At 64.9% G+C, this 15,980-nt stretch carries 14 protein-coding genes; 8 read left to right on the top strand and 6 right to left on the bottom strand.

Annotated features, from left to right (window positions below; all coding sequences use genetic code 11):
* Positions 1 to 24: 24 nt before the first annotated feature.
* Positions 25 to 885: a hypothetical protein gene (locus D0B32_RS11310; protein ID WP_259294980.1), complete on the top strand. Its 861-nt coding sequence runs from the start codon at positions 25 to 27 to the stop codon at positions 883 to 885.
* 133 nt (positions 886 to 1,018) lie between these two features.
* On the opposite strand, the gene D0B32_RS11305 is transcribed toward D0B32_RS11310, so the two are convergent.
* Entirely contained in the window at positions 1,019 to 1,666 is a 648-nt protein-coding gene (locus tag D0B32_RS11305) for a LysE/ArgO family amino acid transporter (RefSeq protein WP_117334020.1), read from the bottom strand.
* A 98-nt stretch (positions 1,667 to 1,764) separates the two neighbouring features.
* Here D0B32_RS11305 and D0B32_RS11300 point away from each other — a divergent pair, with 98 nt between their 5' ends.
* The gene (locus tag D0B32_RS11300) at positions 1,765 to 2,658 is read left to right on the top strand and encodes a LysR family transcriptional regulator ArgP (protein ID WP_117334019.1); all 894 of its coding nucleotides are present in this window, start codon (positions 1,765 to 1,767) and stop codon (positions 2,656 to 2,658) included.
* Between the two features lie 29 nt (positions 2,659 to 2,687).
* Here the strand turns inward: D0B32_RS11300 and D0B32_RS11295 are convergent, their stop codons facing one another.
* Entirely contained in the window at positions 2,688 to 3,638 is a 951-nt protein-coding gene (locus tag D0B32_RS11295) for a LysR substrate-binding domain-containing protein (protein WP_117334018.1), read from the bottom strand.
* Between the two features lie 118 nt (positions 3,639 to 3,756).
* On the opposite strand from D0B32_RS11295, the gene D0B32_RS11290 reads away from it, so the two are divergent.
* Both D0B32_RS11290 and D0B32_RS11285 read left to right on the top strand, forming a co-directional pair.
* Positions 3,757 to 4,932: a M20 aminoacylase family protein gene (locus D0B32_RS11290; RefSeq protein ID WP_117334017.1), complete on the top strand. Its 1,176-nt coding sequence runs from the start codon at positions 3,757 to 3,759 to the stop codon at positions 4,930 to 4,932.
* A 24-nt stretch (positions 4,933 to 4,956) separates the two neighbouring features.
* Complete coding sequence (locus D0B32_RS11285) at positions 4,957 to 6,474, top strand: MFS transporter (protein WP_259294957.1); 1,518 nt, start codon at positions 4,957 to 4,959, stop codon at positions 6,472 to 6,474.
* Between the two features lie 228 nt (positions 6,475 to 6,702).
* Here the strand turns inward: D0B32_RS11285 and D0B32_RS11280 are convergent, their stop codons facing one another.
* On the bottom strand, positions 6,703 to 7,947 hold the full coding sequence (locus D0B32_RS11280) for an MFS transporter (protein WP_117334016.1): 1,245 nt from the start codon (positions 7,945 to 7,947) through the stop codon (positions 6,703 to 6,705).
* Positions 7,944 to 8,927 carry a PRC-barrel domain-containing protein gene (locus D0B32_RS11275; RefSeq protein WP_117334015.1) on the bottom strand — a complete coding sequence of 328 codons (984 nt, stop codon included), beginning with the start codon at positions 8,925 to 8,927 and terminating at the stop codon, positions 7,944 to 7,946. The genes D0B32_RS11280 and D0B32_RS11275 overlap by 4 nt, the downstream gene beginning before the upstream one ends.
* 598 nt (positions 8,928 to 9,525) lie before the next feature.
* Between D0B32_RS11275 and D0B32_RS11270 the strand changes: the two genes are divergently transcribed.
* Positions 9,526 to 10,908, top strand: coding sequence for an NCS2 family permease (locus D0B32_RS11270; protein WP_117334181.1), 1,383 nt, complete (start codon positions 9,526 to 9,528; stop codon positions 10,906 to 10,908).
* A 180-nt stretch (positions 10,909 to 11,088) separates the two neighbouring features.
* Here the strand turns inward: D0B32_RS11270 and D0B32_RS11265 are convergent, their stop codons facing one another.
* On the bottom strand, positions 11,089 to 11,271 hold the full coding sequence (locus D0B32_RS11265) for a hypothetical protein (RefSeq protein WP_117334014.1): 183 nt from the start codon (positions 11,269 to 11,271) through the stop codon (positions 11,089 to 11,091).
* 120 nt (positions 11,272 to 11,391) lie between these two features.
* On the bottom strand, positions 11,392 to 12,294 hold the full coding sequence (locus tag D0B32_RS11260) for an NAD-dependent epimerase/dehydratase family protein (RefSeq protein ID WP_117334013.1): 903 nt from the start codon (positions 12,292 to 12,294) through the stop codon (positions 11,392 to 11,394).
* A gap of 163 nt (positions 12,295 to 12,457) precedes the next feature.
* On the opposite strand from D0B32_RS11260, the gene D0B32_RS11255 reads away from it, so the two are divergent.
* From D0B32_RS11255 to hutC, 3 genes are all read left to right on the top strand, one after another.
* Positions 12,458 to 13,345 (top strand): LysR family transcriptional regulator, encoded by an 888-nt coding sequence (locus tag D0B32_RS11255; RefSeq protein ID WP_117334012.1) that lies wholly within the window; start codon positions 12,458 to 12,460, stop codon positions 13,343 to 13,345.
* A gap of 287 nt (positions 13,346 to 13,632) precedes the next feature.
* Positions 13,633 to 15,156: a histidine ammonia-lyase gene (gene hutH / locus D0B32_RS11250; protein ID WP_181969783.1), complete on the top strand. Its 1,524-nt coding sequence runs from the start codon at positions 13,633 to 13,635 to the stop codon at positions 15,154 to 15,156.
* Positions 15,157 to 15,185: 29 nt separating this feature from the next.
* A complete protein-coding gene (hutC, locus tag D0B32_RS11245; protein WP_117334011.1) occupies positions 15,186 to 15,881 on the top strand; it encodes a histidine utilization repressor in 696 nt (231 codons plus the stop codon).
* Positions 15,882 to 15,980 lie beyond the last annotated feature (99 nt).

Genomic DNA, 15,980 nt, shown 5'->3' with positions numbered 1-15,980 from the left:
TCAGGACCCGCCGCCGTGCGCCGGATGCTGCGCGGCGGCACGCTCGCGGCAGCGCTGTTTGGCGCGTCGCTTGCCACGTTGCTGGGCGGCTGTTCGACGCAGACGGCGGACACCGGCTCGCTCGCGCAAGGCGTGGTCTGGCAGGTCGACGAAGATCATATCGACCCACACGGCGACTGGGACAAACTCGGCGTGCGCGATCTGCTGGTGCAATGGACCGCTGTGGACGACACCGCGTTCCTGCCCGGTGCCGGTTTGCCGACGGCGGCGCGTCTGCCGGACTGGACGCGCATCGCGGACGAGCCGTGGGCGCGCAACGTGATCGTCGGTATGGCGGGGCGCTTCGACGAAACCTCGGCGCGGGCCAACGTCGCACAACTGGTGGAGCAGTCGCGCAAGCTGGCGGCGGTGCGGCCGCCGGTGCATGTCGACGGCTGGTATTTCCCGGTGGAAGTCGATCCGACGTGGAAGGATGCGGCCGCCCTCAAGCCTTTGCTCGATAGCTTGCCGCGGCCGCTGTGGATCAGCGTCTACGATAACTCGAACATTGGCGGCGCGGCGCTGGCGGCGTGGCTCGATAGCTGGCTGCCGCACGACGTGGGCGTGTTCCTGCAGGATGGCTGCGGCGTGTATGCCCGTGGACCAGAAGCCGCGCGGGGCTATGCCGACGCGCTGGTGGCGCGGCTGGGCAAGGATCGCGTGAGAATCATCGCCGAAGCATTCCGTCCGGCGCAGGGTGGCGGCTTCCGCGCCGCGAGCGCCGCGGAACTGTTGCCGCAATTGCAGGCGTATCGCGGCTACCGGGTGTATCTGTTCGACGGTCCGCACTACGTGTCGCCGCCGCTCGTGCAGGCGCTCTTGAACGCGCAGCAGACGGGCAAGTAGACTTTTAATGCGGCGTTGGGCATGGCGGGTTGCGCTGCCATGCCATCTGCCGCGTGGACCGCGCCGCGCTTTGTTCAGCCCAGACACTTCCCGGTGGCTGCGTAGCGTGGATGCTTTCGTGTCCGCCGCGTGCCTAGCGGAACTGCGCCACCGCCATCAACAACACCATCCCGCCGATCGCGCCATCCAGCACGCGCCAGGCCATCGCGCGGCGAAACAGCGGCGCCAGTGCGCGGCCGCCGTATCCCAAACCGACGAACCACACGGCGCTTACCGCCATCGCACCCAGTGCGAAGGCAACCCGGCTGCCTTCCGGCTCGCGTGCGCCCGCCGTACCGATCAGCAGAAACGTGTCCAGATACACGTGCGGATTGAGCCACGTGAAAGCGAGCGTCATCAGGATCACAGGCAACGCGCGCTGCGCGGCAGGGGAGGTCGAAGTCGCGCCGCCCGCATCTCCACTGGAAGCCGTCTCCACTTCCAGCACGGCATGCCCCGGGCGCACGGCGCGGCGCAGTGCGCTGATGCCGAACCACGCCAGATACGCGAGCCCCACATACAGCATGGTGTGCACGAACAGCGGGTAGCGTTCGACCAGCACGGACGCTCCACCCACGCCCGCGCCAATCAGGATGAAATCCGATATCGTGCACAGCACGACGATCTTGCCGACGTGCGAACGGCTGATGCCCTGGCGCAGCACAAAGGCATTCTGCGCACCAATGGTGACGATCAACGAGGCGCACAGCGCGGCGCCATGCGAAAAAGCGAGCCAATCCATAACTGATCCAGTAGACGCGTAAGTCGAATTGACGCTAGTCTGCAGGCGGGCGGATCGTAAGAGAAGCTAATTTAGTTAATGCCGATTAAGGAACGCTAATGCTGGACTATGCCTTGCTCGATGCGCTGGCCGCCGTAGTGCGTCACGGCTCGTTTGACCGCGCCGCCAGCGCGCTGAACGTGACGCCTTCCGCCGTCTCGCAACGCGTCAAACTGCTGGAGGAACGGGTGGGCAGCGTGCTCGTCAAACGCGGCCAGCCGTGCACGGCGACGCCGTCCGGCGCGCTGCTGTGCCGGCATACCGAGCGGGTGCAGCTGCTCGAATCCGAGTTGAGCGGACGTCTGCCCGCGCTGCCCGGCGCGCTGCTGGAAGCGTGGCCCACGCTGCGGGTGGCGGTGAACGACGACAGCGTCGGCACGTGGTTCGTCGACGCAGTGGCGGGTTTTTGCGTGGAGCGCGAGATGCTGCTCGATCTGGTGATCGACGATCAGGATCACACTGCACAGCGGATTCGCGACGGCAGCGTGCAGGGCGCCGTCACGACCCAGGCCGAACCGGTGCAGGGATGCCGCTCGACACGCCTTGGTCGCATGCGCTACCGCGCGGTGTGTTCGCCGGAATTTTTCGCGCGCTATTTCTCGCAGGGCCTCACGCGCGATGCGTTGGGACGCGCGCCGTGCGTCGAATTCAACCCGAAGGATCAGTTGCAGAAGCGCTTCATGCGGCGTTTTACGCGCGCCGAACTCGAACCGCCGCTGCACTGGATTCCGCACGTCGAGGGCTTCGTGCGGATGTGCGCCACCGGCATGGGGTGGGGCGCGTGTCCGGAGCGGATGATCATGGCGTATCTGGAAAGCGGCGAACTGGTCGACATGGCGCCATCCAAACCGCTCGACGTGGACCTCTACTGGCAAAGCTGGCGCCTCTCGATTGGCTGGCTGGACGACTTCAGCGCGATGCTGCGCCAGCGGGCCGCGGAGTTTCTGGATTGACGCCCTCAGTACAGCAACTGGTACAGCAATTAGTACAGCAATTCGATTGAATGGAAGAGGCGCTTCTGCTCGGGCTCTGGCGAGCGCGCGCCCGCGTCGATGACCTCGTGCAGGCACTCCAGGAAACAGGCAGCGGCGGGACTCGTCGGAGCGCCGCGCCGCGACGTGATGCTGACGATGGTTTCATCCACCGTCTCGCGCAATGGCAGTGCCCACAGGTTCTCGCGCACGCTGGACACCTCGACGAGCGGCCACGGAAAGATGCTGAGCATGTCCGTATGCGCGAGCAGGCCAAGCACGATGGCGAGCGAATGCGCGAGATGAATCGTATGAGGCACCTTCATGCCGCGCTGGCGGAACAGCGTGTCGGCGATCGACTCGCGGCTTGCCGTGTCCCAGTTCAACACCCACTCCGCGTCTTCCAGTTCGAGTAGCGAGCGGCAGCCCGCTTTCGGATGATCGTGCCGCGCGACCACCGCCGAATGCGTCGAAAACAGCGGCACGTTGTGAAATTCCGATTGCGGCGAGGCCGGCGGCGGGCGGCCGATCGAAAAATCCAGGCTGCCGTCGCGCAGGCGCGGTTGCACGACTGCCAGCAGCCCTTCGAAGAACTCCAGTTGCACCTCCGGCATGCGCGCCCTGAAGCGCTGCACGGTGGCGGGCAAGAAGGTCAAGGCGATCCACGGCGTGACACCGATGCCCAGTTTGCCGGCCGCTGCGCCACGCAGCGCTTCGATTTCGGCTTCCGCGCGTTGCAGTTGCCCGAGCACCAGCCGCGCGTGCACGACCAGCGCGCGGCCAAACTCGGTAAAGGCGACGCCGCTCGCGCTGCGGACCACGAGCGGGGCGTGCAGGTCGGCCTCCAGTTCGCGCACGGCCTTGGTCACGGCGGCAGGCGAATGGCCGAGGGAGCGCGCGGCGGCCCGGATACTGCCGGTATCCGCAATGGCTGCCAGGGTACTGAGCTGATGGAGTTTCATCTGATTTGGACAGAGCAGGGGCGGCAACCGCTGGTTGCCACCGCAACGATTCTACGCCTGCCGGTCAAAATCGGCCTTGGCTATGCTGACCTCACGCATTCATCGAGGAGACAGCACAGTGAACACGATGGTCATCCCGGCAGGCATCGCCGCGCTCGAACAGGAAATGATCGCGTTGCGCCACCGCATCCACGAACACCCGGAACTGGCATTTCAGGAATTCGCCACTGCCGCGCTGGTGGCGAGGCGTCTCAAGGAATGGGGCTACACGGTGCAGTGTGGCCTGGGGCAAACCGGCGTGGTCGGTCAGTTGAAACTCGGCAACGGGACGAAGCGGCTTGGTCTGCGCGCCGATATGGACGCGCTGCCGGTGCATGAGCAGACCGGTCTGCCATATGCCAGCAAAAGCCCCGGCAAAATGCACGCGTGCGGTCATGACGGCCATACGGCGATGCTGCTCGCGGCGGCCAAACATCTCGCCCACGAGAAATCGTTCGACGGTACGCTGAACCTGGTTTTCCAGCCGGCCGAAGAGGGGCAGGCGGGCGCGCAAAAGATGATCGAAGACGGTCTGTTCGACGCCTTCCCGTGCGATGCCGTGTTCGCCATGCACAACATGCCGGGCTATCCTACCGGCAAACTCGGCTTCCTGGCGGGCTCGTTCATGGCGTCGTCGGATACGGTGATCATCAAGGTGAACGGACGCGGTGGCCACGGCGCAATGCCGCACAAGGCGATCGATCCAGTGGTGGTGTGCGCGCAGATCGTGCTCGCGCTGCAGACCATCGTGTCACGCAACGTCGCGCCGCTCGATATGGCGATCATCACGGTGGGCGCGATTCACGCCGGTGAAGCGCCGAACGTGATTCCTGAAACCGCGGAGATGCGTTTGTCGGTGCGGGCCCTCAAGCCCGAAGTGCGCGACTTTCTGCAAACGCGCATTACCGAAGTGGTTCAGGCCCAGGCGGCAGTGTTCGGCGCCCGCGCGGAGGTGCACTATCAGCGGCGCTATCCGGTGCTCGTCAACGATGCGCCAATGACCGCGCTGGCGCGCCAGGTCGCCGTGGACTGGCTGGGCGAAAGCGGCGTGATTGCCGACATGCAGCCGCTCACCGGCAGCGAGGACTTCGCCTTCATGCTGCAACAGTGCGCGGGCAGCTATCTGATCATCGGCAACGGCGATGGTGAAGGCAGTTGCATGGTGCACAACCCCGGTTATGACTTCAACGATGCGTGTCTCGCCACCGGCGCGGCCTACTGGGTGCGGCTTGCCGAAACGTTTCTTGTCGCGTAGCAGCCGGACATCGGGGAGACAGGCATGGAATCTTCCACACGCTCGCCGCGTGACGGCGCGCCGGAGTTGGTGCATGAGGTGAAGCATGAGGTGACGCATGCGTCTGCGGATCAGTTGGTCCATGAGTGGACCAACGAGTTGGCCAATGAACCAGCGCATCACGGCGTGAGGCGCGCAGCGCTGGACCATGATGACGGGCCGGGTGAACCGGCACGCGCACACACCCAGCCCACTGCGCAGACCGCGCCCACGGCGTCGAGCCGGACCGCGCACGCGAAGGCCATCGCCGCGATCACACTGGGCAACGGTCTCGAGTTCTTCGACTTCACGATCTACAGTTTTTTTGCCACGATTATCGGCAAGCTGTTTTTCCCCGTGCATGGCCAGCTTGCGCAACTGATGCTGGCCGCTGGCACCTTCGGCGTGGGCTTCATCATGCGTCCAGTGGGCGGGGTGGTGCTCGGCGCGTATGCCGACCGCGCCGGTCGCAAGGCCGCCATGAGCCTCACGCTCTGGCTGATGACGCTCGGCTCGGCAATCATCGCCTTCGTACCTGGCTACGCGGCCATTGGCCTCGCCGCGCCTTTACTCGTGATCCTCGCGCGGCTGATTCAGGGCTTTGCGCTCGGCGGCGAGATCGGTGCATCGACCTCGCTGCTGATGGAATACGGCAGCGATCGCACGCGCGGCTTTTACGGTAGCTGGCAGTTCGTGAGCCAGGGGCTGAATACGGTGTGCGGCTCGCTGCTTGGCGTCGCGCTGGCGGCGTGTCTGTCCACGGCCTCGCTCGAAAGCTGGGGCTGGCGCGTGCCGTTCGTGATCGGCATGGCGATGGGGCCGATTGGCATCTATATCCGCAAGCATCTGAACGAGACCTTGCCCACGGCGGTCGGGCAAAGCGCAACCCATGACGCGCTCCTGCTCATGCCCGCGCAACCCGTGCGCCAAATCTTCCGTGGGCATCGTGGTGTGATCGTGTGCGGCGTGCTCGCGACGATCGGCGGGACGGCGGCGAACTATATCGTACTGTTTTATCTGTCCACCTACGCGATCCGGATTCTGCATTTGCCGATGTCGCTGGCCTTGTGGGCTTCGTGGACCGCCGCGGTGGTCACGGTGATCTGCGCGCCGTTTGCCGGCGCATGGTCGGACCGCGTGGGTCGCAAGCGTATGTTGTGGGTGTCGCGCGTGCTGCTGATCGCGGCGATCTATCCCGCGTTCCTGTTGATCAACGCGCGGCCCACGGTGCCGGTGCTGTTGGCGGTGGTCGCCGTGCTGGCTGTGCTCGTCGCCTTCACGGCGGTGCCGAATATCGTGATGCTGCCGGAGATGTTCCCGCGCGAAATCCGCGCCACGGGGATGTCGATTGTGTATTGCCTCGGCGTGTCGATCTTTGGCGGCTTCGCGCAGTTCTTCGCGACGTGGCTGATCCAGTTGACCGGCAATACGCTGGCGCCGGCATGGTATGTGATTGGCTGCGGCCTGGTGTCGTTGTTGCCGCTGCCGTTCATGCGCGAGACGGCGGGGCGGCCAATCGGTTAGGACGCCTCGCAGCTACGGCTCGCGGTACGCGTGTTTACCGCGCAAAGTTGCGGCACATAACTACGCCTCGCAGTTACGCCTCCGCAGTTACGCCTCCGTAATTCGCCCCCGCACTACGCCTCATAACATCACGCTTCGCGACGCGCCTCGTCGCGCGTTTCGCGGGGTGCCTCTGCAGCGAGTCTCCGAGGCGTATCCCGCGTTATTCCAAAGCCCACCCACGCACCACTACCTCACCTCCGGCACGCCCGGCGCCGCCGGCTGCGTGCCGTTCTCACGCGTCTCCGGCATGGCCGCCCATACCAGCAGCACGGCCAGCGCACCCGCTGCGGCGAGGCCGAAGAAGCTGATCGTATTGCCGAAGCGATCCGCGATGAAGCCCGCCGCCGCTGTGCTCAAGGTGGCGCCGATCCCCGCCGCGAGTCCGAAGAGTCCGATACACAGGTTGTAGCGTCCCTTGTCGCCGGCCACGTCCGCTGCGATGAGCGGCAGCATCACGCCGAACACCGCTGCGCTCAGACCGTCGAGCATCTGCACCGGCACCAGCAGATAAGGACTGCTCACGCCCGCGAACAGCAACGCGCGCAGCGGCAGCGCGGCGAAACCGAAGAGCAGGATAGGGCGGCGTCCCCAGCGTTGCGCCGAACGCCCCACCCACGGCGACATCATCGCGACAATGGCTTGCGGCACGATGATGCACGCCGCAATCACGAGTTGTACGTTATCGCCCATGCCGGCCGTCACTTCACCCGCGGCGAGGTTGAGCATGGCCGCGTTCGAGAGGTGGAACAGCACGACGCACGCGGCGAAGGTCAGCATGCGCTTGTCGCGCAGCAAGGCGAGCAGGCTCTCACGCTTCTCCGCGGCTTCCGGGTCGGGCGCGGCCTGCGGCAGCGGGTTCACCGAGCCGGTGTTCTGGACCATGCTGAGCGCGATCAGGGCGGGCATCGCGAGACCGGCCGTGAGCCAGAACACCGCGCGCGACGAGAAGTATTCGCCGAACAGTCCCATCAGACCCGCCGCGACCGCGCTGCCTATAGACGCCCAGCGCGCATTGCGGCCCAGCCGGTCGCCGAGGTTCTGCCGTCCCACCAGCGCAAACGAAATCGCTGCCATGGCCGGCACCAGCATGCAACTGGCGAAGCCGTGGAATACCTCGGCGGCGATCACCGGCAACAAGGTCGGGCTGCTGGCGAGCAGCAGCGCGCTGACGATGATCGCGAAGATCGCGGCCGCAGCGGCGGCCTTCTTGTTGCGCATGGCATCGACGGCGGCGCCTGCCGGTACCTGGCTCACCATCGCGCTGATGGTGCCCACCGAGAGCGCCATGCCGATCTCACCCTGGGTCCACTTGTGCGACGCCAGGTACGAGGCGATGAAAGGCCCGAAGCCAGTCTGCACATTGGCCACGAAAAAATTCATCCAGTCCAGCGCGCGCAGACTGCGGGTCGTCACCATAAGCCGGCCTGTCATCGGGCCGCCCTGGCGGTCGATGCCGCGGCTGCGTTGGACGAGGCGCTCGCCGGCGCGGCCGCCGTGGGCGGCGGTGCGGGCGAGACGGCACGGATTGGCTGATTGGGCGCATACACCGGCGCGGCCGCGATCTGCGCGTCGCTCAGATCCATCAGCGGATAGAGCTGTTTGTCACGCGTGCCGAAACGCAGTGCCGACCAGTTCGCGGCAATCATGCGCCGCTCGGTGCTGACGAGACTGCTGACATCGAGCACCACGGCCTGCGGCTGCGCGTTGGCGTCGATCAGCACGTCCACCACGCGGCCCACTTTCACGCCATTGGCGCGCTCGACGGTGGCGTCGAGCATCGGCAACTGCGTGGCGGTGGCGGTGTCGGCGGCGACGGTCTTCGAACGATCCGCCGGCACCGATTGCCCCGGCGCCAGGTTGAGCGTGATGGTCGCGGCCTTGGCATTCGGCGTGAAGCGGAACAGGTTCCACGGGAAGTTGACCTTGCGGTCGCCCACGCCGAGGAAGCCTTGCAGGTTCACCACCATTTCGATCGGCTTGCCGGCCGCGTTGGCCACCATGTCCACCGCGCGGCCGACCACCTTGCCGTCGGACTTCTGCACATCGGCATCGAGCAGCCCGTGCGCCGCGCTGCGATCGATCAGCCGCGTGACGATGAGCGGCGGAGGAGGCGGCGGGGGCGGGGCAGGCGCGGCAACCGGCGGCGGAGGCGGTTCCTCGATCTTGCGCGGCGGAGGCGGCGGCCGTTTCGGTTTCTTCGGGGCTTCGGTTTCGACCGGCTCCGGCGGCACGGTCGTCACGGGCGGTCCGGCGACCAGCGTGCCGCTGGCGGGTCCGACGAGGACCGGCACGGCCTCGGTGATGGGTGCCTCCTGCGGTCCGCGCAACAGGCTACAGCCCGACAGGGCGATGGCTGCAAGAACGAGAAGGATCAGGTAACGCAAAGCTGGAGGTCGAAAACCGCCACTCATCAAGAAGGACTCCATAGCCGGTGCGAAGGGGCGGGCGCGCGGTGCTGTCGCCGCTGCCGCTGCCATTGAAATGGCGTACGCGTGAGAGTTTAACCCGCGCTGCGGCGCGCGCCGGTCTGGTTACGCAAGAAAGCGGCCAGCGCCGCCAGGGATCGCCTCACGCGGCGGCCGCCTTGCGCGATCCATCGCGCAGCCCTTGAGGACGATTCTGCGCAAGCCGCTTCGCAATGCAGTATCAGCGACTTGTCAGATCGGTGCCGCCTGCGGCCTTGGGGGTGTAGGTGTAAACGCGCGGGCCGCGACGGCACATGGGCGTCCCTTGAAGGATATAAGGATCGCGACATGACCGGCATGCCATCCATGCGATTGGAGACATATTTGTCTTGGCCTACATTTCGGGACAGCAAACGATGAACGGTGTCATTGCGGGCTGCATGGCAATGACCGGCGCGGCTTCGCAGTTTCAGGCCATTGCAAAAGCGCAACCGGTACCACGTTCAAACCTTGCCCCACCACATTACATAAACGCAACGAGACGAACCTGATGACAGCCTGCTTTGCCGGCTGTTTCAGCATGCTGATAAAGGAGGCACTCATCATGATGGAACCCCACGCCCAGCCGATTTCCGATGTCGGCGTCGAAACCTTCGACTCCAAGGGCTTTCTCGACCGGTACTTCGAAATCTCGGCGCGCGGCAGTTCGCAACGTCAGGAGATCATTGCCGGCGTCACCACCTTCCTCGCGATGGTGTATTCGGTGTTCGTCGTGCCGGGCATGTTCGGCAAGGCGGGCTTCGACACCAGCGCGGTGTTCGTGGCCGTGTGCCTGACCACCGCATTCGGCTCGCTGCTGATGGGCGTGTGGGCCAAGTTGCCCATCGCGATTGGTTGCGCCATTTCGCTCACGGCCTTCACGGCGTTTGGCCTCGTGCTCGGCAAAGGCCTGCATCCCACGGTTGCGCTCGGCGCGGTGTTCCTGATGGGGATCGTGTTCACGGCGATTTCGGTGACTGGTGTGCGTTCGTGGATTCTGCGCAATCTGCCCTCGGGCGTCGCGCATGGCACGGGCATCGGCATTGGCCTGTTTCTGCTGCTGATCGCCGCGAACGACGTGGGCCTGGTGGTGAAGAATCCGGGCGCCGGTCTGCCGGTTGCGCTCGGTCATATCACCGCGTTGCCGGCGTTGATGTCGGTGGCGGGACTGGCTGCGATCTTCGGTCTGGTACGTCGTCGCGTGCCGGGTTCGATCCTGATCGTGATCGTCGCGATCTCGGCGATCGGACTCCTGATCGATCCGGCGGTGAGTTTTCACGGCGTGTTTGCGCTGCCGTCGCTGAGCGCACCGGGCCATGCTTCGCTGATTGGCGCGATGGACATCAAGGGTGCGCTCTCGCTCGCGGTGTTGCCTAGCGTGCTGGCGCTCGTGATGACGGCTGTCTTCGATGCGACCGGCACGATTCGCGCCGTGGCGGGGCAGGCCGGTCAGCTCGACGCGAATGGCCGCATCATCAACGGCGGCCGCGCGCTCACGGCGGATTCGCTCAGCTCGATCTTCTCCGGTTTTCTCGGCGGCGCACCGGCGGCGGCATACATCGAATCCACGGTGGGTGTGGCAGCGGGTGCCAAGACCGGCATGGCCGCAGCGGTGGTCGGTCTGCTGTTTCTCGTGGTGATGTTCTTCTCGCCGCTCGCGGGTCTGGTGCCTTCGTATGCCACGGCACCGGCGCTGATGTACGTCGGTCTGCTGATGCTCTCGAGCGTGAGCAAGCTCGACATGGCCGACATGGTCGATGCGATGTCCGGGCTCGTGTGCGCAGTGTTCATCGTGCTCACTGCCAATATCGTCACGGGCATCATGCTGGGTTTCAGCACGCTGGTGATTGGTCGCGTGGTCAGCGGCGAGTATCGCAAGCTGAACGTGGGCACGGTGGCGATCGCCATCGTACTGGCCGCGTTCTATCTGGGCGGCTGGGCAATCTGAAGAGAATGACACGGCCACTGACGGCGTGACTGCCGTTGGTGTGCGCTAGTGAAGGATCGTGAAGTTTGGTGCGGCGTGTTGCGGACGGTTCGTTCGTGACACGCCGTTTTTTATTGGCCGCATGATCGGCACGCGGCGCGAGAGGCAGGACGATTCGGGAGAGGGGACGGCAGCGCGCGACTACAACGCCATTTCAAACGCGGGCTGCAGGAACACTTCAATCGCCATCACGGCGAGACTCATCGCGGCGACTGCGAGCGTCAACGTGCCGTATTCGTCGTAGCGTGCGTCATAGAGGCACGCCACCACGAACAGGATGGCAAGCAGGTTGGTCAGCCAGTCGAAATTCAGCGCGAGGGTCATCAAGCAATCCGGGCTCAGTGGACGACTCGCTGCATTGAATCGGCCCATTTGGTGGGCCCGATTCTAGCGAGTTGAGCTTACGGAAAAGCAACAAAAAACGCTTACACGCCTTACGTAGTACTAGCTGCGCAGCATGTCGTGCCTGATCCAGTCGAGCACCGAAGTGCGCTCAGGTTGCCAGCCTAGCAACTGACGCGCGCGCTCGCCGCGTACACGGCTATTCGAACCGAGACCGTACGACGCCATCTCGTAGCCCCATTCTTGCTGCGCATCCTTGAGCGGCCAGGCTTGCGGCGCGCCGAGCTGCATCGCTTCGCCGATCGCCTCGCTCATTTCGCGGAACGACGCTTCGCCGCTTTCGACGAAATAGAACGCGCCGGGCGGCGTTTTTTCGAGGGCGAGCAGATACAGGGCGACCACATCGTCGATGTGCACGTTCGACCAGATATTGCCGCCGCTGCCCACGTGCCGCACCACGCCGCTCTTCTGCGCCTGACGCACGAGGCGCGGCAACTGCACGCTGGCGCTGCCGGCCACGGCGCCGTGTCCATAGATCAAGGTATTGCACAGCACGGCCGAGCGCACGCCGCGTTGCGCGGCACCGAGCACGAGACGGTCGATGGCGACGCGCGCGGCTTTGTCCGCAGTCGGCTCGGGTAGCGCGTCTTCGTGATAGATGGCCGCGGCCCCGGCTTCGCCGCCCGACGCATCGCCGACGATGCTCGAACCGCTCGTGTGCAGCAACGGTTTGCCGGAACCGGCGAGGCCTTCGATCAGCGCTTCGACGGCGCCGCGATCGTCGCTGCTCGCCGCGTTGACGACGCCGTCCGCCGCCTGCGCTTCGCGGATCAGCAGCGCGTGGTCGTCGAGCGTGCCGATCACCGGTTCGATGCCGAGGCGCTTCAGTTCAGCGGCCTGGGCGGGATTGCGGATCAGGCCGCGTACATGGTGTCCGGCGCGCACGAAGCCCGCCGCAATGGAACCGCCAATGAAACCGCTGGCGCCTGTAAGAAAGATGTTCAAGATGTTCTCCTGTGCTGTGCGATTGATCCCATGTAGCGTGAGGTTCGCTGCGTGCGGGAATGCGAGGAATCGAATTGATCGCGATGACTGTCAGCAGTATCCCCCGTACGGATTCTGGCAAAAAGCGTGTTAGTCTCAAATCAATCTTGATTTGAAATCAACAATGAAGACTTCCACCGACGAACTGCTGGTCTTTGTCACTGTCGTCGACAGCGGCTCGATCACGGCTGCCGCCGAGAAATTGCAGCAGACGGTGTCCGGCGTGAGCCGCGCGCTGACGCGGCTGGAAAAGAAACTCGACACGGCGCTGGTAAGGCGCACCACGCGGCGTCTGCAGCTCACGGAGGAGGGTGCGCTGTTCCTCGGCCGCGCGCGGGCCATTCTCGCGGCCATGGAGGAGGCCGAGCAGTCGGTGGCGCGGCGCCGCCAGCGTCCGTCCGGACGCTTGCGGGTGGACGCGGCGTCGCCCTTCATGCTGCATTGCATAGCGCCGCACGTTAAGGCGTTCGCGGCGCTCTATCCCGAGATCCAGCTCGAACTGACCAGCAACGAGCGCATTGTCGACTTGCTGGAGCAGAAGGTGGATATCGCGATCCGCATCGGCGCGCTGCAGGATTCCACGCTGCACGCGCGCTCGCTCGGCGCGAGCAAGCTGCGTATCGTGGCGAGCCCCGGCTATCTGGCGGAGGCGGGTGAGCCGGTTTCGGTGGAGGAATTGCGTGGCCATCGGCTGCTCGGTTTCACCGCGCCGGAGCATCTGAACCGCTGGCCGCTGCCGGACGGCGAGCGCGCCTCGTTCAAGATCGAGCCGGCGCTGGTTGCCTCGAGCGGCGAGACGATCCGGCAACTGGCGCTCGCCGATAGCGGCATTGCCTGCCTCGCCGACTTCATGACCGCAGCCGACGTGCGCGCCAACCGTCTGGCACCGATCCTCGATGCCCTGCTGATCGACGAGCGGCAGCCCGTCAGCGCCGTGTTCTATCAAAGCGCCGCGCTGGCCGGGCGCGTGCAGGCGTTTCTCGACTTCATCGGCCCCCGGCTGTCGCTGTAATCCCCCGCCTTTTTGTCCGCTTGCCACTTCGCGTGGTCAACGTGTATATACAAGTGATGGAATAGCGACGACGCCAGCGTGTCCGCACATGCGCCCAGTCGCGGCGCGAGCCTACCGCTCCGACTGTGCGTGACCCTGCGAAAACCATGCCAGTCTTGCCGGTCATGTCAAACCGACTTGATGGGGCCCTGAGGGAAACCCCTGAGGTCGAACCATTAAAAATAAGTTGTATATACAAGCTGGCGCCGCTAGACTTCTCTCAAATTGTATAGACAGGACTCACCTCCATGATGATGCTCAAGCCCGGCCAACTCACTCTCCCGCAACTGCGCCAGATCGCCCGCGAACAGGTCACGCTGCAGCTCGATCCCGCCAGCCATGCGGCCATCGACGCCTGCGCGAAGGCCGTTGCCGATATCGCCGCGAAGGGCGAGCCCGCGTATGGCATCAACACGGGCTTCGGGCGTCTCGCCAGCACGCACATCCCGCATGACCAGCTCGAACTGCTGCAACGCAATCTGGTGCTCTCGCATGCAGTGGGCGTGGGCGAGCCGATGTCGCGTCCGGTGGTGCGTCTGTTGATGGCGCTGAAGCTGTCGAGCCTCGGCCGCGGCCATTCGGGCATTCGCCGTGAGGTCATGGATGCGCTGATCACGCTGTTCAACGCGGACGTCCTGCCGGTGATTCCGGTGAAGGGTTCGGTTGGCGCATCGGGCGATCTCGCGCCGCTCGCGCATATGTCGGCGACGCTGCTGGGCGTGGGCGAAGTCTTTGCCAAGGGCGAGCGGATGCCCGCCACGGAAGGTCTGCGCCTCGTTGGCCTCAAGCCGCTCACGCTGCAAGCCAAGGAAGGGCTCGCGCTGCTGAACGGCACCCAGGCTTCGACCGCGCTCGCGCTCTACAACATGTTCGCGATCGAAGACCTGTATCGCACCGCGCTGGTGGCGGGCGCGCTGTCGGTGGATGCGGCAGCGGGGTCGGTGGCGCCGTTCGACGCGCGCATTCACGAGCTGCGCGGCCATCAAGGGCAGATCGACGCGGCTTCGGCTTATCGTTCGCTGTTGCAGGGCTCGGGTATCAATCTGTCGCATCGCGATTGCGGCAAGGTGCAGGACCCGTACAGCCTGCGCTGCCAGCCGCAGGTGATGGGCGCCTGTCTCGACCAGATGCGTCACGCCGCCGACGTGCTGTTGATCGAAGCCAACTGCGTGTCCGACAATCCGTTGATCTTCCCGGACACGGGCGAAGTCCTCTCCGGCGGCAATTTCCACGCTGAGCCGGTGGCCTTCGCAGCGGACAATCTGGCGCTCGCCGCGGCGGAAATCGGCGCGCTCGCCGAACGTCGCATCGCACTGCTGATCGATTCCACGCTGTCGGGTCTGCCGCCGTTCCTCGTGCGCGATGGCGGGGTGAACTCCGGTTTCATGATCGCGCACGTCACGGCTGCCGCGCTCGCGTCGGAAAACAAGACGCTCGCGCATCCGGCTTCGGTCGATTCGCTGCCCACCTCGGCGAACCAGGAAGATCACGTGTCGATGGCCACCTTCGCCGCGCGCAAGCTCGGTGATATCGCTGAGAACACCGCCAACATTCTGTCCATCGAACTGCTCGCTGCCGCTCAGGGTGTAGATCTGCGCGCGCCGCATCAAACCAGCCCGAGCCTGCTGCACGTGATGCATACGGTGCGCAACGAAGTCGCGCATTACGAACTGGATCACTATTTCGCGCCCGACATCGCAGCCGTCACGCGGCTGGTGCAGAACGGCACGATCGCGCAGCACAGCCCGTTCGCGTTCGCATCGGAACAATAACGCTCACCTGTCATCGCGGCCCATCCAGCATGAACGCACCGGCTTATCAGGGAATCAAGGACTTCATCCTCGGTCGCATCCACGCGGGCGAATGGGGTGAGGGCGATCAGGTTCCTTCGGAAAACGAACTGGCGCGCGAGTTCAACGTGGCGCGCATGACAGTCAACCGTGCGCTGCGCGAGTTGACCTCGGAGCAGGTGCTAACGCGTGTGCAGGGATCGGGCACCTTCGTCGCACGGCCGAAATACGAGTCGACGCTGGTGGCGATCCGCAGCATTTCGGATGAGATCGTCGCACGCGGTCATCGTTATCAGGCCAAGGTGCTGCACATCGGCGCCACGATCGCGGACGAGGCGCTCGCCGATGAAATGCAGGTGAACGCGGGCAGCCCGATCTTCCACTCGCGCGTGCTGCATTTCGAGAACGACGAGCCGGTGCAGCTCGAAGAGCGCTGGGTCAATCCGGCGGTCGCGCCGGAGTATGGCCTGCAGGATTTCACCAACACCACGCCGAACCAGTACCTCGTACGCGTTGCGCCGTTGCAGCGCGTCGAGTACCGCATCGAGGCATCTGCTGCGGACGCCGACACGCGGCAACTGCTGAGCATGGATGAACTCGAACCATGCCTCGTGCTGCATCGGCGCACGTGGTCGCAGAGTCTGGTCGCATCCGTGGCCAATCTATGGCACCCGGGCAGCCGTTATCGCTTCACCGGACATTTTTGATCGCACTGTTTTGCTTTCGCCGTGCTGCTGCTGTCAGGCGCGTCGCGGCTTTCAACTTCGATTTTTTGCCTGCTACCGAGTACTTTTCAGCCTCTGAGG

It is taken from the genome of Paraburkholderia sp. DHOC27 (assembly GCF_003429005.1).
Taxonomy (GTDB): Bacteria; Pseudomonadota; Gammaproteobacteria; order Burkholderiales; family Burkholderiaceae; genus Paraburkholderia.
The sequence above is the reverse complement of the archived record's forward strand: the minus strand, read 5'-3'. Positions and strand labels throughout refer to the sequence as shown.